The organism is Pseudomonas saponiphila, from assembly GCF_900105185.1.
Taxonomy (GTDB): domain Bacteria; phylum Pseudomonadota; class Gammaproteobacteria; order Pseudomonadales; family Pseudomonadaceae; genus Aquipseudomonas; species Aquipseudomonas saponiphila.
On the sequence record NZ_FNTJ01000001.1, the window covers coordinates 2265314 to 2284969 of the forward strand.

22 protein-coding genes are annotated in these 19656 nt (G+C 64.0%); 11 read left to right on the forward strand and 11 right to left on the reverse strand.

Translation table 11 applies throughout. The features are described 5' to 3' along the window. Positions 1-23: 23 nt before the first annotated feature. Positions 24-974 carry a thioredoxin-disulfide reductase gene (gene trxB, locus BLV47_RS10620; protein ID WP_092313110.1) on the reverse strand — a complete coding sequence of 317 codons (951 nt, stop codon included), beginning with the start codon at positions 972-974 and terminating at the stop codon, positions 24-26. A gap of 295 nt (positions 975-1269) precedes the next feature. On the opposite strand from trxB, the gene BLV47_RS10625 reads away from it, so the two are divergent. From BLV47_RS10625 to cysG, 6 genes are all read left to right on the forward strand, one after another. Then, positions 1270-3678 carry a DNA translocase FtsK gene (locus tag BLV47_RS10625; protein ID WP_060840121.1) on the forward strand — a complete coding sequence of 803 codons (2409 nt, stop codon included), beginning with the start codon at positions 1270-1272 and terminating at the stop codon, positions 3676-3678. Between the two features lie 67 nt (positions 3679-3745). Next, positions 3746-4369 (forward strand): outer membrane lipoprotein periplasmic chaperone LolA, encoded by a 624-nt coding sequence (lolA, locus tag BLV47_RS10630; protein ID WP_011062167.1) that lies wholly within the window; start codon positions 3746-3748, stop codon positions 4367-4369. 33 nt (positions 4370-4402) lie between these two features. After that, positions 4403-5728, forward strand: a complete 1326-nt coding sequence (locus BLV47_RS10635; protein ID WP_092313113.1) for a replication-associated recombination protein A — start codon at positions 4403-4405, stop codon at positions 5726-5728. Continuing rightward, complete coding sequence (gene crcB / locus BLV47_RS10640) at positions 5725-6099, forward strand: fluoride efflux transporter CrcB (protein ID WP_041119048.1); 375 nt, start codon at positions 5725-5727, stop codon at positions 6097-6099. Before BLV47_RS10635 ends, crcB begins: the two co-directional genes overlap by 4 nt. 16 nt (positions 6100-6115) lie before the next feature. Further along, complete coding sequence (gene serS, locus BLV47_RS10645; RefSeq protein WP_092313116.1) at positions 6116-7396, forward strand: serine--tRNA ligase; 1281 nt, start codon at positions 6116-6118, stop codon at positions 7394-7396. Then, on the forward strand, positions 7397-8791 hold the full coding sequence (gene cysG / locus BLV47_RS10650) for a siroheme synthase CysG (RefSeq protein ID WP_092313119.1): 1395 nt from the start codon (positions 7397-7399) through the stop codon (positions 8789-8791). It abuts the gene before it with no gap. 67 nt (positions 8792-8858) lie between these two features. On the opposite strand, the gene BLV47_RS10655 is transcribed toward cysG, so the two are convergent. From BLV47_RS10655 to tusD, 6 genes are all read right to left on the reverse strand, one after another. Then, a complete protein-coding gene (locus BLV47_RS10655; RefSeq protein WP_092313122.1) occupies positions 8859-9860 on the reverse strand; it encodes a glutathione S-transferase family protein in 1002 nt (333 codons plus the stop codon). Between the two features lie 88 nt (positions 9861-9948). Further along, positions 9949-10950, reverse strand: coding sequence for a glycosyl transferase family protein (locus BLV47_RS10660; protein ID WP_092313125.1), 1002 nt, complete (start codon positions 10948-10950; stop codon positions 9949-9951). Further along, positions 10947-11282 (reverse strand): TusE/DsrC/DsvC family sulfur relay protein, encoded by a 336-nt coding sequence (locus BLV47_RS10665; RefSeq protein WP_092313128.1) that lies wholly within the window; start codon positions 11280-11282, stop codon positions 10947-10949. Before BLV47_RS10665 ends, BLV47_RS10660 begins: the two co-directional genes overlap by 4 nt. Further along, entirely contained in the window at positions 11279-11575 is a 297-nt protein-coding gene (gene tusB / locus BLV47_RS10670; RefSeq protein ID WP_092313131.1) for a sulfurtransferase complex subunit TusB, read from the reverse strand. The genes BLV47_RS10665 and tusB overlap by 4 nt, the downstream gene beginning before the upstream one ends. Beyond that, a complete protein-coding gene (gene tusC / locus BLV47_RS10675; RefSeq protein ID WP_092313134.1) occupies positions 11575-11937 on the reverse strand; it encodes a sulfurtransferase complex subunit TusC in 363 nt (120 codons plus the stop codon). Before tusC ends, tusB begins: the two co-directional genes overlap by 1 nt. Position 11938: 1 nt before the next feature. After that, on the reverse strand, positions 11939-12331 hold the full coding sequence (tusD, locus tag BLV47_RS10680) for a sulfurtransferase complex subunit TusD (protein WP_092313137.1): 393 nt from the start codon (positions 12329-12331) through the stop codon (positions 11939-11941). 186 nt (positions 12332-12517) lie between these two features. On the opposite strand from tusD, the gene BLV47_RS10685 reads away from it, so the two are divergent. Beyond that, the gene (locus BLV47_RS10685; protein WP_092313140.1) at positions 12518-13267 is read left to right on the forward strand and encodes an SDR family oxidoreductase; all 750 of its coding nucleotides are present in this window, start codon (positions 12518-12520) and stop codon (positions 13265-13267) included. Between the two features lie 12 nt (positions 13268-13279). Here the strand turns inward: BLV47_RS10685 and BLV47_RS10690 are convergent, their stop codons facing one another. The 4 genes from BLV47_RS10690 to BLV47_RS10705 form a co-directional block, all read right to left on the reverse strand. Continuing rightward, on the reverse strand, positions 13280-13984 hold the full coding sequence (locus BLV47_RS10690; protein ID WP_092313143.1) for a YoaK family protein: 705 nt from the start codon (positions 13982-13984) through the stop codon (positions 13280-13282). Positions 13985-14026: 42 nt separating this feature from the next. Next, positions 14027-14362, reverse strand: coding sequence for a DUF6388 family protein (locus tag BLV47_RS10695; protein ID WP_092313146.1), 336 nt, complete (start codon positions 14360-14362; stop codon positions 14027-14029). 59 nt (positions 14363-14421) lie between these two features. Further along, the gene (locus tag BLV47_RS10700) at positions 14422-14850 is read right to left on the reverse strand and encodes an RDD family protein (RefSeq protein WP_092313149.1); all 429 of its coding nucleotides are present in this window, start codon (positions 14848-14850) and stop codon (positions 14422-14424) included. A 71-nt stretch (positions 14851-14921) separates the two neighbouring features. Then, positions 14922-15830, reverse strand: coding sequence for a LysR family transcriptional regulator (locus tag BLV47_RS10705; RefSeq protein WP_092313152.1), 909 nt, complete (start codon positions 15828-15830; stop codon positions 14922-14924). Positions 15831-15955: 125 nt separating this feature from the next. Here BLV47_RS10705 and BLV47_RS10710 point away from each other — a divergent pair, with 125 nt between their 5' ends. The 4 genes from BLV47_RS10710 to BLV47_RS10725 all read left to right on the forward strand — a co-directional run bounded on the left by BLV47_RS10710 (position 15956) and on the right by BLV47_RS10725 (position 19479). Continuing rightward, positions 15956-17104 (forward strand): muconate cycloisomerase family protein, encoded by a 1149-nt coding sequence (locus tag BLV47_RS10710; protein ID WP_167365639.1) that lies wholly within the window; start codon positions 15956-15958, stop codon positions 17102-17104. A gap of 10 nt (positions 17105-17114) precedes the next feature. Next, entirely contained in the window at positions 17115-17405 is a 291-nt protein-coding gene (gene catC, locus BLV47_RS10715; protein ID WP_092313157.1) for a muconolactone Delta-isomerase, read from the forward strand. Positions 17406-17456: 51 nt separating this feature from the next. After that, positions 17457-18386: a catechol 1,2-dioxygenase gene (catA, locus tag BLV47_RS10720; protein WP_092313160.1), complete on the forward strand. Its 930-nt coding sequence runs from the start codon at positions 17457-17459 to the stop codon at positions 18384-18386. A gap of 136 nt (positions 18387-18522) precedes the next feature. Further along, positions 18523-19479: an AraC family transcriptional regulator gene (locus tag BLV47_RS10725; RefSeq protein ID WP_092313163.1), complete on the forward strand. Its 957-nt coding sequence runs from the start codon at positions 18523-18525 to the stop codon at positions 19477-19479. Positions 19480-19656 lie beyond the last annotated feature (177 nt).

Genomic DNA, 19656 nt, shown 5'->3' on the forward strand with positions numbered 1-19656 from the left:
CGCCACAAGCGTAGGGCGAGGGCTTAGTGGTCGTCGAGGAATTTTTCTGCATCCAGGGCTGCCATGCAGCCGGCACCGGCGGATGTAATGGCTTGGCGGTAGACGTGGTCGGCCACATCGCCGGCGGCGAATACTCCCGGGATGCCGGTGGCGGTGGCGTTGCCTTCGCTGCCTCCCTTGATCAGCAAATAGCCGTCACGCATCTCTAGTTGCCCCTGGAACAGATCGGTATTGGGCTTGTGGCCGATGGCGATAAACACCCCGGCCAACGCCAGGTCCCTGGTTTCTCCGCTATGGCTGTCCTTGAGGCGGGCGCCGGTCACGCCGCTGGCATCCCCCAGCACTTCTTGCAGGTGCTGGTTCCAGTGCAGGCGAATATTGCCGTTGGCGGCCTTGTCGAACAGCTTGTCCTGAAGGATTTTCTCCGCGCGAAGCTTGTCGCGGCGGTGCACCAGGTGCACTTCCTTGGCGATGTTGGACAGGTACAGGGCCTCTTCCACGGCGGTATTGCCACCACCCACCACCGCCACCACCTGATTGCGATAGAAAAAGCCGTCGCAGGTGGCGCAGGCGGAAACCCCTTTGCCGGCAAACGTTTCTTCCGATGGCAGGCCCAGGTACTGCGCCGACGCGCCAGTGGCGATGATCAGCGCGTCGCAACTGTAGGTGCCGCTGTCGCCGATGAGGATAAACGGCCGTTGCTGCAACTGAGCGGTGTGGATGTGGTCATAGACAATCTGGGTGTCGAAGCGCTCGGCGTGTTTCTGCATGCGCTCCATCAGCACCGGACCGGTCAGGCCTTCGACGTCACCGGGCCAGTTGTCGACTTCAGTGGTGGTGGTCAGTTGGCCGCCGGCTTGCAAGCCGGTGATCACTGTCGGTTTGAGGTTGGCACGCGCGGCATAAACGGCGGCGCTGTAACCGGCAGGGCCGGAGCCCAGAATGATCAGGCGGGAATGCTGTGCTGGGTTCATAAAAACACCTCATAAGCCTTTGTCACAAAAGAGAATGCATGCTCCAATTGAACAGTGCGTTTTACGCAAGTGGCTATGCTTAACAGACTGTTCTGACGTGGCATGGTGTGAACAAACCCGTACAATACGACGATGTACCAGGCTTATTCAGAAACGCACCGTTTCAGAAGCAAGGGGCAGAGTGTTAAAAGTAGCCCCAGTTACGCCGGTCAATTTTATTTACCTGCTCGGATTGAGCAGTATCTTGTAGTCAATCACCCGTTGGACGCGCTTATGGCGCAGGAAAAGACGCGTTTTGAAGAAATCCACCGCAGCACCTAAACCTGTTGTTCCGCTTTGGCGTCAGCAATTGCACTACCGGCTCAAGGAAGGTGCGTTGATCGCCATTGGAGCCCTGTGTCTGTTCTTGATGATGGCACTTCTGACCTACGGTAAAGATGATCCGGGTTGGAGTCATAACAGCAAGATCGAAGATGTGCAGAACTTCGGTGGTCCCGCCGGTTCTTACAGCGCCGATATCCTGTTCATGGTGTTGGGTTACTTCGCTTATATCTTCCCGCTGCTGTTGGCGATCAAGACTTACCAGATCTTCCGCCAGCGCCATGAACCCTGGCAGTGGAGCGGCTGGCTGTTTTCCTGGCGGCTGATCGGCCTGGTGTTCCTGGTGCTGTCCGGCGCCGCGCTGGCCCATATCCATTTCCATGCACCCACCGGCCTGCCTGCCGGTGCCGGTGGCGCCCTGGGTGAAAGCCTGGGCGACCTGGCCAAGAATGCCCTGAACGTGCAGGGCAGTACCCTGATGTTCATTGCCCTGTTCCTGTTCGGCCTGACGGTATTTACCGACCTGTCCTGGTTCAAGGTGATGGATGTCACTGGCAAGATCACGCTTGACCTGTTCGAGCTGTTCCAGGGCGCGGCCAATCGCTGGTGGGATGCCCGCGTGGAGCGCAAGCAACTGGTGGCGCAACTGCGCGAGGTGGATGCTCGGGTCGATGAAGTCGTGACCCCCAACATCGCCGACAAGCGCGAGCAGGCCAAGGTCAAGGAGCGCCTGATCGAGCGCGAGCAGGCGTTGAGCAAGCACATGTCCGAGCGCGAGAAGCAGGTGCCGCCCGTGATCACGCCGGTGGCGGTCAAGCCGCCCGAGCCCAGCAAGCGCGTGCAGAAAGAGAAGCAGGCGCCGCTGTTCGTCGACAGCGCGGTGGAAGGCACCTTGCCGCCGATCTCGATTCTTGATCCGGCGGAAAAGAAGCAGCTCAATTATTCACCCGAGTCCCTGGCCGCCGTCGGTCACCTGCTGGAAATCAAGCTCAAGGAATTCGGCGTCGAGGTCGCGGTGGACTCGATCCATCCAGGTCCGGTGATCACCCGTTACGAAATCCAGCCGGCGGCGGGGGTGAAAGTCAGCCGTATCGCCAACCTGGCCAAGGACCTGGCCCGTTCCCTGGCGGTGACCAGTGTGCGGGTGGTGGAAGTGATTCCCGGCAAGACCACCGTCGGCATCGAGATCCCCAACGAAGACCGGCAGATCGTGCGCTTCTCCGAAGTGCTCTCGACCCCGGAATACGACAACTTCAAATCCCCGGTCACCCTGGCCCTGGGCCACGATATCGGTGGCAAGCCGATCATCACCGACCTGGCGAAAATGCCTCACTTGCTAGTGGCCGGTACTACCGGTTCCGGTAAGTCGGTGGGGGTCAACGCCATGATCCTGTCGATCCTGTTCAAGTCCGGCCCGGAAGACGCCAAGCTGATCATGATCGACCCGAAAATGCTCGAACTGTCGATCTACGAAGGCATTCCGCACCTGCTGTGCCCGGTGGTCACCGACATGAAGGACGCGGCCAACGCCCTGCGCTGGAGCGTGGCAGAGATGGAGCGGCGCTACAAACTCATGGCCAAGATGGGCGTGCGCAACCTTTCGGGCTTCAACGCCAAGGTCAAGGAAGCCATCGACGCCGGCACGCCGCTGGCCGATCCGCTGTACAACCGCGAAAGCATTCACGACGAAGCGCCGCTGCTGACCAAGTTGCCGACCATCGTCGTGGTGGTGGACGAATTCGCCGACATGATGATGATCGTCGGCAAGAAGGTCGAAGAGCTGATCGCCCGTATCGCCCAGAAGGCCCGGGCCGCCGGTATCCACCTGATCCTCGCGACCCAGCGGCCGTCGGTGGACGTGATCACCGGCCTGATCAAGGCCAACATTCCGACCCGCATGGCGTTCCAGGTATCGAGCAAGATCGACTCGCGGACCATCATCGACCAGGGCGGCGCCGAACAGCTGCTGGGCCACGGTGACATGCTCTACATGCCGCCGGGCACCAGCCTGCCGATTCGCGTCCACGGCGCCTTCGTCTCCGACGATGAAGTGCACCGCGTCGTGGAGGCCTGGAAGCTGCGCGGCGCGCCGGAATACAACGACGATATCCTCAACGGTGTCGAAGAGGCGGGCAGTGGTTTCGAAGGCAGCAGCGGCGGTGGCGACGGCGATGATCCGGAAGCCGATGCGCTGTACGACGAAGCCGTGCAGTTCGTCCTGGAAAGCCGCCGGGCCTCGATCTCGGCGGTACAGCGCAAGCTGAAGATTGGTTACAACCGCGCCGCCCGGATGATCGAGGCCATGGAAATGGCCGGGGTGGTGACGGCGATGAACACCAACGGCTCCCGCGAAGTGCTGGCGCCTGGCCCGATGCGCGACTGATCCCGTTTCGTTTTCAGCGGCGTGATGCCACGCCGCTCGTGTACCCATCCAATTTATGAGGAATTCCATGCGCCTGATTCGCATGTTGCTGCTGCCGGTACTGGCTGTGACCACCTTGTCGGCCCACGCCGACCCCAAAGACGTGGCGCGCCTGACCCAGTTGCTGGAAAAGTCCCAGACCCTGACCGCGCGTTTCTCACAGCTGACCCTGGACGGCAGCGGCACCCAATTGCAGGAAACCGCCGGCGAGATGTCGCTGCAGCGTCCTGGCCTGTTCTACTGGCACACCGATGCGCCGCAAGAGCAACTGATGGTTTCCGATGGTCAGAAAGTCTCGCTGTGGGACCCGGACCTGGAGCAGGTGACCATCAAGAAGCTCGACCAGCGCCTGACCCAGACCCCAGCCCTGCTGCTGTCCGGTGACGTGTCGAAGATCAGCGAAAGCTTCGACATCACCTCCAAGGAGGCCGGTGGCGTGATGGACTTCACCCTCAAGCCGAAAACCCGCGACACCCTGTTCGACAGCCTGCGCCTGTCGTTCCGCAACGGCATGATCAACGACATGCAGTTGATCGACAGCGTCGGCCAGCGCACCAATATCCTGTTTACCGGGGTCAAGGCCAACGAAGCGATCCCGGCCTCCAAGTTCAAGTTCGACATCCCCAAGGGTGCCGATGTGATCCAAGAGTAAGCAGCCGCAGCCGCAAGGTTTCGAAGGTAGTCCATGGACCTGTTTCGTAGTGCTCCGATCGCCCAGCCACTGGCCGCACGCTTGCGTGCCACCAACCTGGACGAGTACGTCGGTCAGCAGCACCTGCTGGCCCGGGGCAAGCCGCTGCGCGAGGCCCTGGAGCAGGGCGCCCTGCATTCGATGATCTTCTGGGGCCCGCCCGGGGTCGGCAAGACCACCCTGGCGCGGCTGCTGGCGGAAGTCTCGGATGCTCACTTCGAAACCGTCTCGGCGGTGCTGGCCGGGGTCAAGGAGATCCGTCAGGCGGTGGAAATCGCCAAGCAGCAGGCCGGGCAATACGGCCGGCGGACCATTCTGTTCGTCGACGAAGTGCATCGCTTCAACAAGTCGCAGCAGGATGCCTTCCTGCCCTATGTGGAAGACGGCACCCTGATCTTTATCGGTGCCACCACGGAAAACCCGTCCTTCGAACTCAACAACGCCTTGCTCTCCCGAGCGCGGGTGTATGTGCTCAAGAGCCTGGATGAAACGGCCCTGGGCACCCTGGTACAGCGCGCCCTGACTGAGGAGCGGGGGTTGGGCAAGCGCCAATTGCGCCTCAGCGACGAAGGCTTCCAGATGCTGCTGTCGGCGGCCGATGGCGATGGCCGGCGCATGCTCAACCTGCTGGAAAACGCCTCGGACCTGGCCGAAGACGGCGGCGAGATCGGCGTTGAGCTGCTGCAAAGCCTGCTGGGGGATACCCGGCGGCGTTTCGACAAGGGCGGCGAAGCCTTCTACGACCAGATTTCCGCGTTGCACAAATCGGTGCGCGGCTCCAACCCCGACGGCGCCCTGTACTGGTTTGCGCGCATGCTCGACGGCGGCTGCGACCCGCTGTACCTGGCCCGGCGCGTGGTGCGCATGGCCAGCGAGGACATCGGCAACGCCGACCCGCGAGCGCTGAGCCTGTGCCTGGCGGCCTGGGATGTGCAGGAGCGCCTGGGTAGCCCCGAAGGCGAGCTGGCGGTGGCCCAGGCCATCACCTACCTGGCCTGTGCGCCAAAAAGCAACGCCGTGTACATGGGCTTCAAGGCCGCCATGCGCGCCGCTGCCGAGCACGGTTCGCTGGAAGTGCCGATCCACCTGCGCAACGCCCCGACCAAGCTGATGAAGCAGTTGGGTTACGGCGATGAATACCGCTACGCCCATGACGAGCCGGATGCCTACGCCGCCGGTGAAGACTATTTTCCCGAAGAGCTGGAGCCCTTGCCGCTCTACCAGCCGGTACCCCGTGGCCTGGAGCTGAAGATCGGCGAGAAGCTCAAGCACCTGGCCGCCCTGGACCGGGCCAGCCCCTTGCAGCGGAGAAAACCTTGATCCCCCTGATTCTCGCAGTCTCCGCCGGTGGCGTGGCCGGCACCCTGTTGCGTTTCACCACAGGCAACTGGATCAACGCCAATTGGCCGCGGCACTTCTATACCGCGACGCTGGCCGTTAATATCGTGGGCTGCCTGCTGATCGGCGTGTTGTACGGACTGTTCCTGGTCCGTCCGGAAGTGCCGATCGAAGTGCGTGCCGGATTGATAGTGGGCTTCCTCGGTGGCCTGACGACTTTTTCATCCTTTTCACTGGATACCGTGCGTCTGCTGGAAAGCGGACAAGTGGCGCTGGCCCTGGGCTATGCGGCACTGAGCGTATTCGGCGGGCTGCTTGCTACCTGGGCCGGCCTGTCCTTGACCAAACTTTGATAAACGAGAGAACGACATGCTCGATTCCAAACTGTTACGTAGCAACCTCCAGGACGTAGCGGATCGTCTGGCATCCCGCGGCTTTGCCCTGGATGTGGCACGCATCGAAGCGCTGGAAGAACAGCGCAAGACCGTGCAGACCCGCACCGAGCAACTGCAGGCTGAACGTAACGCGCGCTCCAAGTCCATCGGCCAGGCCAAGCAACGCGGCGAAGACATCGCCCCGCTGATGGCCGACGTTGAGCGCATGGGGAACGAGCTGAGCTCCGGCAAGGCCGAGCTGGAAAGCATCCAGAGCGAACTGGACTCGATCCTGTTCGGCATTCCCAACCTGCCTCACGAGTCGGTGCCGGTGGGTGAAGACGAAGACGGCAACGTTGAAGTGCGCCGCTGGGGCACTCCGACCACCTTCGACTTCCCGATCAAGGATCATGTGGCCCTGGGCGAAACCCACGGCTGGCTGGACTTTGAAACCGCCGCCAAGCTCTCCGGCGCGCGCTTTGCCCTGCTGCGCGGCCCGATCGCTCGCCTGCACCGCGCCCTGGCGCAGTTCATGATCAACCTGCACACCAGCGAGCACGGTTACGAAGAAGCCTACACCCCATACCTGGTGCAGGCTCCGGCGCTGATGGGCACCGGCCAGTTGCCGAAGTTCGAGGAAGACCTGTTCAAGATCACTCGCGAAGGCGAGGCCGATCTGTACCTGATTCCGACCGCTGAAGTGTCGCTGACCAACATCGTGGCTGGCGAGATCCTCGATCCGAAGCAGCTGCCGCTGAAGTTCGTCGCTCACACCCCGTGCTTCCGCAGTGAAGCCGGTGCTTCGGGCCGCGACACCCGCGGCATGATCCGCCAGCACCAGTTCGACAAGGTCGAGATGGTCCAGGTGGTCGAGCCGTCGACTTCCATGGAAGCCCTGGAAAGCCTGACCGCCAACGCCGAAAAGGTCCTGCAACTGCTGCAACTGCCGTACCGCGTACTGGCCCTGTGCACCGGTGACATGGGCTTTGGCGCGATCAAGACCTACGACCTGGAAGTCTGGGTGCCGAGCCAGGACAAATACCGCGAGATCTCCTCGTGCTCCAACTGCGGCGACTTCCAGGCCCGGCGCATGCAGGCGCGTTTCCGTAACCCGGAAACCGGCAAGCCTGAGCTGGTGCACACCCTCAACGGCTCCGGCCTGGCCGTGGGCCGTACCCTGGTGGCGGTGCTGGAGAACTACCAGCAAGCCGACGGTTCGATCCGCGTGCCGGAGGTGCTGAAGCCGTACATGGGTGGTCTTGAGGTCATCGGCTAAATGGAATATCTGCCGCTGTTTCACAACCTTCGCGGCAGTCGTGTGTTGGTGGTCGGCGGAGGGGAGATTGCCTTGCGCAAATCCCGTCTGCTGGCCGACGCCGGTGCGCAGCTGCGAGTGGTCGCACCTGAAATAGAAGCGCAATTGCAGGAACTGATCGTCGCCAGCGGCGGTGAGTCCCTGTTGCGCGGGTATGTCGAGGCAGACCTCGACGGCTGCACCCTGATCATCGCCGCCACCGACGATGAATCCCTGAATGCCCAGGTTTCCGCCGATGCCCATCGGCGTTGCGTCCCGGTCAACGTGGTGGATGCGCCGGCCCTGTGCAGCGTGATCTTCCCCGCCATCGTCGACCGTTCGCCGCTGGTCATCGCGGTGTCCAGTGGCGGCGATGCGCCGGTGCTGGCGCGCTTGATCCGGGCCAAGCTGGAAACCTGGATTCCTTCCACCTATGGCCAATTGGCCGGGTTGGCGGCGCGTTTTCGGGCCCAGGTCAAAGGCCTGTTTCCGGATGTGCAGCAGCGCCGGGCGTTCTGGGAAGACGTGTTTCAGGGGCCCATCGCCGATCGCCAGCTGGCGGGGCAGGGCGCGGAGGCCGAGCGTCTGTTGCAGGCCAAGATTGCCGGCAAGGCGCCCCACGCGCCGGGCGAGGTGTATCTGGTGGGGGCAGGCCCGGGTGATCCGGACCTGCTTACCTTCCGCGCCCTGCGCCTGATGCAACAGGCCGACGTGGTGCTCTACGACCGTCTGGTGGCGCCGGCGATTCTCGAACTGTGCCGCCGCGACGCCGAACGCATTTACGTCGGCAAACGTCGCGCCGATCACGCCGTGCCCCAGGAGCAGATCAACCAGCAACTGGTGACCCTGGCCCAGCAAGGCAAGCGCGTGGTGCGGCTCAAGGGAGGCGACCCGTTCATCTTTGGCCGGGGCGGCGAAGAGATCGAAGAGCTGGCGGCCCATGGCATTCCATTCCAGGTGGTGCCGGGCATTACTGCGGCCAGTGGTTGCTCGGCCTATGCCGGCATTCCCCTGACTCACCGCGATTACGCGCAGTCGGTGCGCTTCGTCACCGGTCACCTCAAGGACGGCACCAGCAACCTGCCCTGGAGCGACCTGGTGGCACCGGCCCAGACCCTGGTGTTCTACATGGGCCTGGTGGGCTTGCCGACCATCTGCGAGCAACTGATCAAGCACGGTCGTGGCGCCGACACGCCGGCGGCGCTGGTGCAGCAGGGCACCACCAGCAACCAGCGAGTGTTTACCGGTACCCTGGCCAACCTGCCGACGCTGGTGGCCGAGCACGAAGTGCACGCGCCGACCCTGGTGATCGTTGGCGAAGTGGTCCAGCTGCGCGAGAAGCTGGCTTGGTTCGAAGGCGCCCAGTCCGAGGTCTGAAAAGCTTCGCAGGCAAGCCGGCTCCTACACGATCTGCGTAGGAGCTGGCTCGCCAGCGAAAGCCTCCTCAATCCCTGCACCAAACCCCTTGCCCACTCAACCGCTGCCGATCATGGCCGCGGCTGAAATCCTGCAACGGCCCTTTGGGCACGATCCCGGTCGGATTGATGGTGCTGTGGCTGGCGTAGTAGTGCCCCTTGATATGGGCAAAATCCACCGTCTCGGCAATCCCCGGCCATTGATACAGCTCACGCAGCCAGTTCGACAGGTTCGGGTAATCGGCAATCCGCCGCAGGTTGCACTTGAAGTGGCCGTGGTACACCGCATCGAAACGGATCAGTGTGGTAAACAGCCGAACATCGGCTTCGGTCAGGTACTCGCCGGCCAGGTAGCGCTGCTTGTCCAGCAACGCCTCCAGTACGTCCAGCTCGGCAAACACATCATCGAACGCCGTTTCATAGGCTTGTTGTGAAGTGGCAAATCCGGCGCGGTACACGCCATTGTTCAGCGCGGGGTAGATGCGAGCATTGAGCTCATCGATGCGCGCGCGCAATGCCTGCGGATAAAAATCCAGGTCGTTGCCGGTCAGGCCGTCGAAGGCGCTGTTGAACATGCGGATGATTTCCGCCGATTCGTTGCTGACGATGCGCTGTTGCTGCTTGTCCCACAGCACCGGCACCGTTACGCGGCCGGTGTAGTCGGCCGTGTCGGCGGTATAGCGCTGGTGCATGAAGTCGAAGTGATCCAGCGCGTCGCCGCTGGAGCCGTAGGCGCTGTCGAAGGTCCAGCCGTTCTCGCGCATCAGCCAGCTGACCACCGAGACGTCGATCAGCGGTTCCAGGCCCTTGAGCTTGCGCAGGATCAGGGTTCGGTGGGCCCACGGGCAGGCCAGGGACACATAGAGGTGGTAGCGCCCGGCCTCGGCGGCAAAACCGCCTTCGCCACTGGGGCCTGGGCGACCATCGGCGGTGACCCAGTGTCGGCGTTGCGCCTGTTCCCGTTGGAAGGCGCCGTCCTTGCCGCTTTCATACCACTGGTCATGCCAGCGCCCATCGATCAGCAGTCCCATGGAGTGCTCCTTAGCTATTTTGCGTTGGAGTGCAGTCTATGCCGCGGGGTTCGAACAAAAAGCGCAAAGCTTGGGCGGTTTTGATCGATTAAATCGATCTGTCCCGGGCATCCCAGTACTGCTGGGCTAGCGCGAAGGCCTGCTCCCGCGGCGTGCCCAAGCCGCGCAGGGCCAGGGCCATGGTCGCCAGCAGGGCCAGTTGCGGGTAGCTGTCCTGCACCTCGCCACGCCATAGCGCCTTGAGGTGCTCGGGGTCGAGGCTCGCCGGTTTCACATGGCGCTGGGCCGACAGCGCCGGCCATTCCTCGTCCCAGCTGACGCCGCCGGTGCTGCCGTACAGATGGCTGGTGGTGTCCGGGTTGATCTCGATCTCGCCGCCGTCGCCCTTGATCACGATCACGTTGTCCCCCAGCAGGCCGCTGGCATCGCGGTGCACCGCCTGGTAGCCGGGGTGGAAGATGCTCTGCAGGCCACAACGGGCGCCCAGGGGGTTGAGCAGGCGCGCCAGGGAGTGGATTGGCGAGCGCAGGCCGAGGATGTTGCGCAGATCGATCATGCGCTGCAATTGCGGCGCCCAGTCGCCCAGGGGCATGAAGGCCAGGTTGCCCTGGTCCAATGCCTTGCCGACCGATGGCCAGTCCCGGCACAGGGGAATGCTCAGGGGCTCCAGCAATTGTTCGGTGTACAGGCGCCCGGCGGTATGGGCGCCGCCGCCGTGGAGCAGGATACGCACGCCGTTCTGCGCCAGGCACTTGGCTGCCAACAGGTACCAGGGCAGGTGGCGCTTCTTGCCGGCGTAGGTCGGCCAGTCGAGGTCCAGCGCGATAGGCGGGGCGTTCAGGCGTTCGCGCAAGGCCTCGGTGAAGCCCGCCAGTTCTTCCGGGCTTTCTTCCTTGTGCCGCAGCAGCATCAGGAAGGCGCCGAGCTGGGTGTCCTCGACCTTGTCGTCGAGCAGCATGCCCATGGCTTCCCGGGCTTCCTCACGGGTCAGGTTGCGCGCGCCGCGCTTGCCCTTGCCAAGGATGCGCACGAACGGGGCGAAGGGATGCTCGGCCGGGGTTTCGGTCAACAGGGGGGTGAAATCGTTCATAGGCAATTGGTCGGCTTCGGCAGGCCCGCCAGCTTGGCGGCGAGTTTGGCGGGAGTACCCTTGAACAGTCGGTTCAGGTGCAGGCTGTTGCCCTTGTCCGGGCCCAGCTTGAGGGCGGTGTACTTGATCAGCGGGCGGGTGGCCGGAGACAGCTGGAACTCCTTGTAGAAGCCCTGCAGCAGTTCGAGGATTTCCCAGTGCTCCGCACTGAGCTCAAGCGCTTCATTGGCGGCCAGGGCCTGGGCCACATCGGCCGACCAGTCGTCGAGGTTGACCAGGTAACCGTCCTTGTCCAGCTCGATGGCGCGGGCGCCCACGGTCAGGGTACTCATAGCCAGGTGTTGACCTTGTCATGCTCAATCGACAACTCGACGAAACCCGGGTAATCCACTGCCCGGGCCCAGGCCGGCAGGGTCAGGCCGCGAGCGTTCAGGTCTTCTTCCAGCACGTACAGATTCAGGCCGCTGCGGGCGCCCAGTTCGGCGTAGACAGCTGTGTTCGGCTGCAGGGCGTAGGCGGCGTCGCCGCACAGCAGCAGGCCATCGGCGCTGCCCAGCACGCGCAGGCAACTGCTCAGGCGGGTGTCGGTGAAGGGCGAGTGGGACAACACATGCAAGGTCGACATCAGAGGGTAATCACCTGGGCAAAACGGTCGATGATCCCGGCCAGTTCCGGGGCGTCCAGCACTTGTACCGCGTCAAGGCCCAGGGCCGCCGGGTCGAGGCCGCGAGCCTTGAGGCTGGCGTTGCAGGCGAACAGCTCGTCAACGCCGAACAGCGACAGCGCCTGCAGGTTGGCGCTCAGGTCTTTCTGGCGCAGCAGCGACGCCTGTTGCCCGGGCGCCAGTTGCAGCACGCCATCGTCGAGAAACAGCAGGCCGATGGGCAGGTCGAAGGCGCCGCCGGCCAGGACGATGTCCAGGGCCTCCCGGGCACCAGGGCCGGACCACGGCGCCTGACGGCTGATCAACAACAGGGATTTGGCCATCTCACGCCCCTCCAAAACAGATCAGGCGATCGGCGGCCTGCACCGCGTCATGCAACTGGCCGAGCCCCGACAGTTCCCAGGGCGCCTCGACGTTCACCGCCGTGCGCTGATAGCGCTGGGCTTCGTCGGCATTCAGCACACCCCGGCGCAGGGCCGCGGCGATGCACACCACGCCATCGAGCTGGTGCTGCTGGACGAACTCCCGCCATTCCCGGGGCAGGTCCTGTTCGTCCTGGGGCGTGACCACGCTGTTGGCAGCGTTGTACACGCCGTCCTGATAGAAAAACAGCCGGACAATCTCGTGCCCGCCCGCCAGCGCCGCCTGGGCGAACAGCAGGGCGCGGCGCGAGGAAGGCGCGTGGGCGGCGGAGAACAGGGCGATGGCGAACTTCATGACGGACTCGATGGATAAAACTGCGGCCATGATAAAGCTTTCTCTGTGGATCGGCTAAATCCCTTTCGCCCCGAAGGCTCTGGCTCGGCAAGCCCGGTACATATCGGGTAAAGCTTTGCCCGGCCCCAAACCCCGGGGCGGGGGCTAGACTCGCGCCTTCAATCAACCTGGGACAAGGAGCAAGGGATGATGGATTTGAATTCGGCGGTGGTGGTGGTCACCGGTGCCGGTCGTGGTCTGGGCGCGGCGCTGGCCATCAGTCTGGCGGACCTGGGCTGCAAGTTGATTCTCTGTGGGCGCAACGCCGAGGCCCTGGCGCAAGTGAGCGCGGCCATCCAGACGCGCACCGGCCAGGCCGCCGATTGCGTGGTGGTGGACCTGGCCAGCAGCGACAGCGTCAAGGCGGCCCTGGCGGAGATTCACGTGCGTCAGCCGCGGGTGGACATTCTGATCAACAACGGCGCCATGTGGCTGGAGGCCAGCGAGCAGCCCCACAGCGCCGCCGAGGTCACGGGTGTGATCGATGCGGCCCTGACCGGCACCTTCCTCCTGACCCAGGGCCTGATGCCGGCGCTCAAGGCCTCCAAGCGCCCGGACATCGTCACCATCGGTTCCATCAGCGGTCTGCCCAATGCACCGCTGCACAGCGTGTCGCTGCCGTTCTACGCGGCCAAGCACGGGCAACTGGCCCTGGCCGACGGCCTGCGCCAGGTGCTCAAGGGCACGCCGGTGCGTTCGCTGTGCGTGCATCCGCCGTATCTGGAAGACATCTCGCCGCTGGACCCGGCCTGGCAGCAGGTTCCGGCACGGCACAAAGGCCAGCAGGGCACCAACCGCGACGTGGTGGAAGCGGTGGTCTTCGCCCTGACCCGACCACGGCACATCAGCCTGTCGTCGATCGTCATCGATACCGACAGCGGCGGTCTGTTCGACTGACGGCGGCGCAGGTCAGCGGGTCTTGTAGCCCAGTTGCCAGCGGCGCGGAATCTTCAATGACGCGATGCCCAGCAGGGCGGCAAGCAACCCGCTGACATACAGCGCCTTGAGCCCAAGGTGCTGTTCCAGCAAGGCCCCCAGCACCGCTCCGGCGAACATCCCGCTCCACGGCACCAGCTGTACCCGCCAGCCGTTGCGCCGTTCGCCGAGCAGCCAGCGCCCCAGCCCGCGGCCAAAGCGCGACAGGGCACCGGTGACGTAGGTCAGGCCGATGGGCAGGCCGTTCACTTCCTCCACCGCCGCATTGAGCATGCCCATGGCGATGATGGCTGCCAGCAGGGCCGGCAATTGCTGTTCGAAGGGCCAGGCGGCGGAGGCGCAGAGCAATGCGCCAATGCTCAGCAGCAAGGGCAGGGCGCGGTGTCCGGCCAGGCGGCTGACCACCACGCCCAGGGCGTTGCCGACGACAAAGGTCGCCACCAGCAGCAACAGGCGCAGCACCAGGCCCGGTTCGCCATCACTGATGGCCACCGCCATGCGCGTGGTGTTGCCGCTCATGAAGGAAACGAAATCGCCAGTGGCCATGAAGCCGATGGCGTCAGTCATCCCGGCCAGCACGGAGAGGCAGGCCACTAGCCCGAGGCCGACCCGCCCGCGCCATTTCTGCGTGTGCTGCAGGGTGGCGCTGGCCGCTGGTGTGGAAGTCGAAGGCAACATCGTCGGTTCTCCTGAACAGGGACTGCGGGGGACGCGTGCGGGTCAAGGCTGCGGATCAAGCTGATGCAGGGCGCAATATTCAGCCCAGGGCATGCCGGCCATCTCCGCCACCTCCTTGTGCACCTCAAGGCGCTGGGCGCGGAATTCCTCCGGACTGGCGGTGGTCAGTTGCAGGCTCAGTTCCCAGGCGAACAGCCCCAGGCGCTCGGCTTCGGCCTCGAAAGCTTCATGCAGGCGCTCGGCGCGGTACTGCGCCGGGGTTTCGCCTCGGGCCCGGGCTTCCAGCGGGTTGAGGTGGTCCAGCTGTTCACGCAGCTCGGGGCGCTGTTCGAGGAACGTGCCCAGGGCCTGTTCATGGGGGTATTGATCGATGGCCATGAAGACTCCCGCAATGAGCGCCGGGCTAGGGCGCGAGATTGAATGGGGGTGGCAGATGTTCAAGACACCGTGGCGGTCAAATCACGCAACCGCGCCAGGTCCTTGCGCGCAATGACATAGGTGCGCGCCAGCCTGTCGCCAATGCGCTGGAAGCGGCTCGATTCACAGCAGATCAGCAGGGTGACCGGGCTGATGGCCGCCTCCAGCGGTCGGGTCGCCGAGCGGATCAGCACCTGCAATAGCGAAGGCGGCTGGCCGATACCATTGATCACTTGCAGGCCGCACAGGGCCTTGCCGACGGTGTAACCCCGCAACAGGTATTCGCTGAGGGGAAAATACAGGCACCAGGTGATCAACAGCGCCCACTCCGAATACTGGAGGTTGTCGATCAGCGCGCAGAGGAAAAACCACAGCGCGGTCACCAGCGCGGCGTCCAGCAGATAAGCCAGAATGCGCCGGATGATCAGGCCAGCTCTCGATACTTCCATGCAGTGCCCCAAAGACTACGCGCTGTATTGAGCGGCGTATTGTACGGCCTAACGCCTCGACAGTTTGGCTTTCAGCTGATGACGGGGTCGTCGCGACCTATCTCGGCCCTCAGTTGGGCAATCAGGTGCAGGCAGTGGGTGAGCCCTGGCGAGGGTTCGCCGACCCGGCGGCTGAGGATGATCGGCGAGGTGGCCGCAGTCTCCAGCAAGGGGCAAAAGCCGATGTCGTCGCGGTGTAGCACCTGCACCGAGGCCGGCACCAGGGTGACGCCGATCCCGGCGCCCACCAGGCCGATGGCGGTCTGCAGTTCATTGGTCCATTGGGCGATCTTCAGGTTCAGGCCCCGGGCATTGAACAGCGCGATCACGTGGTCGGCGTAGCTTGGGCGCGGGTTGGCCGGGTAGAGCACGAAAGGCTCGTTGGCCAGTTGCTCAAGGGTCAGCGCCTGCCCCAGCAGGCGGTGGCCGGCGGGTAGGGCGACCACCAGCCGGTCCTCGGTCAGCACCCGTTGCACGATGGCCGGGTCGTCGATGTGAATGCGCCCAAAGCCGATATCGATGCGCCCGGCCTTCAAGGCTTCCACCTGTTGCAGGGTGGTCATTTCCGACAGGCCCAGTTCCAGCTCCAGGGTTTCGTTGCTGCGCAGGCGGCGGATCAGTTGCGGCAGCACGCCGTACAGGGTCGAAGGGGCAAAGCCGATGCCCAGCCAGGTCTTGTGCCCCAGGCCAATGCGCCGGGTGTTGTCGCAGACCTTGCCCAACTGCTCCAGCACCCGGTTGGAATGCTCAAAGAAAAACCGCCCGGCGGCGGTCAGGCGCAGCGGCCGACCACGTTCCAGCAACAGCACCCCCAACTCGTCTTCCAGTTGCTGGATCTGCCGGCTCAAGGGCGGCTGGGCGATGTGCAGGCGTTCGGCGGCGCGGGTGAAGTTGAGGGTTTCCCCCAGTACCTGGAAGTAGCGCAGATGACGCAGCTCCATGACAGCTCCCCTGTAGAGATGTGCATACCTTAAAGGTATCAAACCAGACCAATTCTATATTGGAACCCCGGAAAAAGCCGGGACAGAATCGAGCGCAGAACTTCAAGAACCTCACGGGTATGGACATGCACGCTTCTGCCATTGAATCGATCGAAACGATCATCGTCGATCTGCCGACCATTCGCCCCCACAAGCTGGCCATGCACACCATGCAGAACCAGACCCTGGTGCTGATCCGCCTGCGCTGCGCCGACGGCATCGAAGGCCTGGGCGAATCCACCACCATCGGCGGCCTGGCCTATGGCAACGAAAGCCCGGACAGCATCAAGACCAACATCGACCGCTTCTTCAGCCCGCTGCTGATCGGCCAGGACGCCAGCAACATCAACGCCGCCATGCTGCGCCTGGAGCAGAGCATTCGCGGCAATACCTTCGCCAAGTCCGGCATCGAAAGCGCCTTGCTCGACGCCCAGGGCAAGCGCCTTGGCCTGCCGGTCAGCGAACTGTTGGGCGGCCGGGTGCGCGATGTGCTGCCCGTGGCCTGGACCCTGGCCAGCGGCGACACCGCCAAGGACATCGCCGAAGCCGAGAAGATGCTCGACCTGCGCCGCCACCGCATCTTCAAGCTGAAAATCGGCGCCGGCGAAGTGGACCGCGACCTGGCCCATGTGATCGCCATCAAGAAGGCCCTGGGCGACCGCGCCAGCGTGCGGGTCGACGTCAACCAGGCCTGGGACGAAGCCGTGGCCCTGCGCGCCTGCCGCATTCTCGGCGGCAACGGCATCGACCTGATCGAGCAACCCATCTCGCGCAACAACCGTGCCGGCATGGTGCGCCTGAATGCCAGCAGCCCGGCGCCGATCATGGCCGACGAATCCATCGAATGCGTGGAAGACGCCTTCAACCTGGCCCGCGAAGGCGCGGCCTCGGTGTTCGCCCTGAAGATCGCCAAGAACGGCGGGCCGCGCGCTGTCCTGCGTACCGCGGCGATTGCCGAGGCGGCGGGCATCGGCCTGTATGGCGGCACCATGCTCGAAGGCGGCATCGGCACCCTGGCCTCGGCCCACGCCTTTCTGACCCTGAACAAACTGAGCTGGGACACCGAGCTGTTCGGCCCGCTGCTGCTGACCGAGGACATCCTCGCCGAGGCGCCGGTGTACCGGGATTTCCACCTGCATGTCTCACGGGCACCGGGCCTTGGCCTGAGCCTGGACGAAGAGCGCCTGGCGTTCTTCCGTCGCGACAAAACCACCCCCGTGCTGCATCACACCTGAGGAGGGCTGCATGCTATTCCACGTGAAAATGACCGTGAACCTGCCGGTCGACATGAACCCCGAGCGCGCCGCGCACCTGAAAGCCGAGGAAAAGGCCCTGGCCCAGCGCCTGCAGGCCGAAGGCAAGTGGCGCCACCTGTGGCGCATCGCCGGGCTGTACGCCAACTACAGCGTGTTCGACGTCGACAGCGTGCAGGAACTGCACGACACCCTGATGCAACTGCCGCTGTACCCGTACATGGCCATCGAAGTTAACGCCCTGTGCAGGCATCCTTCGTCCATTCATGAGGATGACCGCTGAGTTCGCACCAGCCCGTTCACCACTCTAATAAATACAAGATGAGGATTGATCATGAACGTCAGAATTTCCCAGACTGCCAGCGCCCAACGCTTTCTTGAAGAAGCCAGCGGCCAGTTCACCGAAGGCGGCAACCCCCGGACCAAGGCCATCGTCTACCGCATCCTGCGGGACACCGTGAACATCATCGAAGACCTCAACGTCACCCCGGAAGAGTTCTGGAAGGCCGTCAACTACCTCAACGTGCTCGGCGCCCGCCAGGAAGCCGGGCTGTTGGTCGCAGGCCTGGGCCTGGAGCACTACCTGGACCTGCTGATGGACGCCGCCGACGAGCAGGCAGGCAAGACCGGCGGCACCCCGCGCACCATCGAAGGCCCGCTGTACGTGGCCGGCGCGCCCCTGAGCCAGGGCGAGGCGCGCCTGGACGACGGCCTCGATCCGGGCGTGGTGCTGTTCATGCAAGGGCAGGTGACCAACACTGCCGGCCAGCCCCTGGCCGGGGCTATCGTCGATGTCTGGCACGCCAACACCGGCGGCACCTATTCCTACTTCGACGGCAGCCAGTCGGAGTTCAACCTGCGTCGGCGCATCGTCACCGACGCCGAGGGCCGCTACCGTTTTCGCAGCATCGTGCCGTCCGGCTACGGCTGCCCGCCGGAAGGCCCGACCCAGCAACTGCTGGATCAACTGGGTCGCCACGGCCAGCGCCCGGCGCACATCCACTTCTTCATCTCGGCCGATGACCATCGCCACCTGACCACCCAGATCAACCTGGATGGCGATCCCTACCTGCACGACGACTTCGCCTACGCTACCCGCGACGAGCTGATTGCCAAGATCACCTTCAGCGAAGACCAGGCCCGGGCCAAGGCCCTGGGCGTGAGTGGCCGTTTCGCCGAAATCGAGTTCGACTTCACCCTGCAGTCCTCGGCCCAGCCGCAAGAACAGCAGCGCCACGAACGGGTGCGCGCCCTGGAGGACTGAAGCGCCGACCCGGCTTGACCCGGCCACGGAGCACCGACCCAGGTGCCCGTGGCTTTTGCCGTTATGCCTGGCCTGACGAGCCTGCGTTGCGTGCCTGAAACGCAGGCCCAATAAGAACAATCAGAGTGACCCGATCATGCAAATGCATCTGTTGAGTGAACGCAGCCGCGTGTTTGTTCAAGCCGATCCCCATGCCGTGTCCGGTTACGTCAATCAGCACGTGGGCAGCCACTGCATCCGTCTGCCCCGGGCCGGGCAGCCCCAGGCCAGCCTCAACCACCGGGCCCTGGCCAGCCTCGACCTGTGCAGCCTCAGCTACGGCGGCAGCGTGCGCGTCACCTCGCCAGCGTTGGAAAGCATCTACCACCTGCAGGTGCTGCTGCGCGGCCATTGCCTGTGGCGCGGCCCGGGCCAGGAACACTGCTTCGCCCCGGGGGAGCTGCTGCTGATCAACCCCGACGACCCGGTGGACCTGACTTACTCTGACGACTGCGAAAAATTCATCATCAAGATTCCCACCCACCTGCTGGAAGCCGCCTGCCAGGAACAGCGCTGGCAGTACCCGGGGCAGGGCGTGCGCTTTGTGCGCCAGCGTTACCAACTGCAGGAACTGGAAGGCTTCGTGCCCCTGCTCAGCCTGTTATGCCAGGAGTCCGAAGCCCTTGAGAGCATGCCCAAGGTCCAGGAGCACTACGCGCACATTCTGGTGGGCAAACTGCTGGGCCTGATGCAGACCAATGTCCAGCGCGGCACCCTGAGCGCCTCGGCGGCGACCTTCGAACGCATTGCCGACTACATCGAACGCAACCTCAAGCAGGACATCGGCTGCGAGGAACTGGCGCAACAGGCGCGCATGAGCCTGCGTTCGCTGTATGCGCTGTTCGAACGCAACGTCCGCACTACGCCGAAGAACTACATCCGCCAGCAGAAACTGCAACGGGTGCACGCCTGCTTGAGCGACCCGCAATGCCCGGTGCGCAACGTCACCGAACTGGCCCTGGACTTCGGCTTCTTGCACCTGGGGCGCTTCGCCCAGAGCTACCGCCAGCAATACGGCGAACGGCCCTCCGACACCCTCAAGCGCCGCCACTGATCCTCAGGCATCGGCCCCTTGTAGGAGCTGGCTTGCCAGCGAAGGGGCCGCCAGGCTCAGCGCCCCCTCCAAGGGCCTTTTCGCCGGCAAGCCGGCTCCTACACAGGCCACGTCGGCGCCTTTGCAGAAAACGGATACAGGTCTGCACGCATCGGCTATTGCCCCGCCAACCCCCGT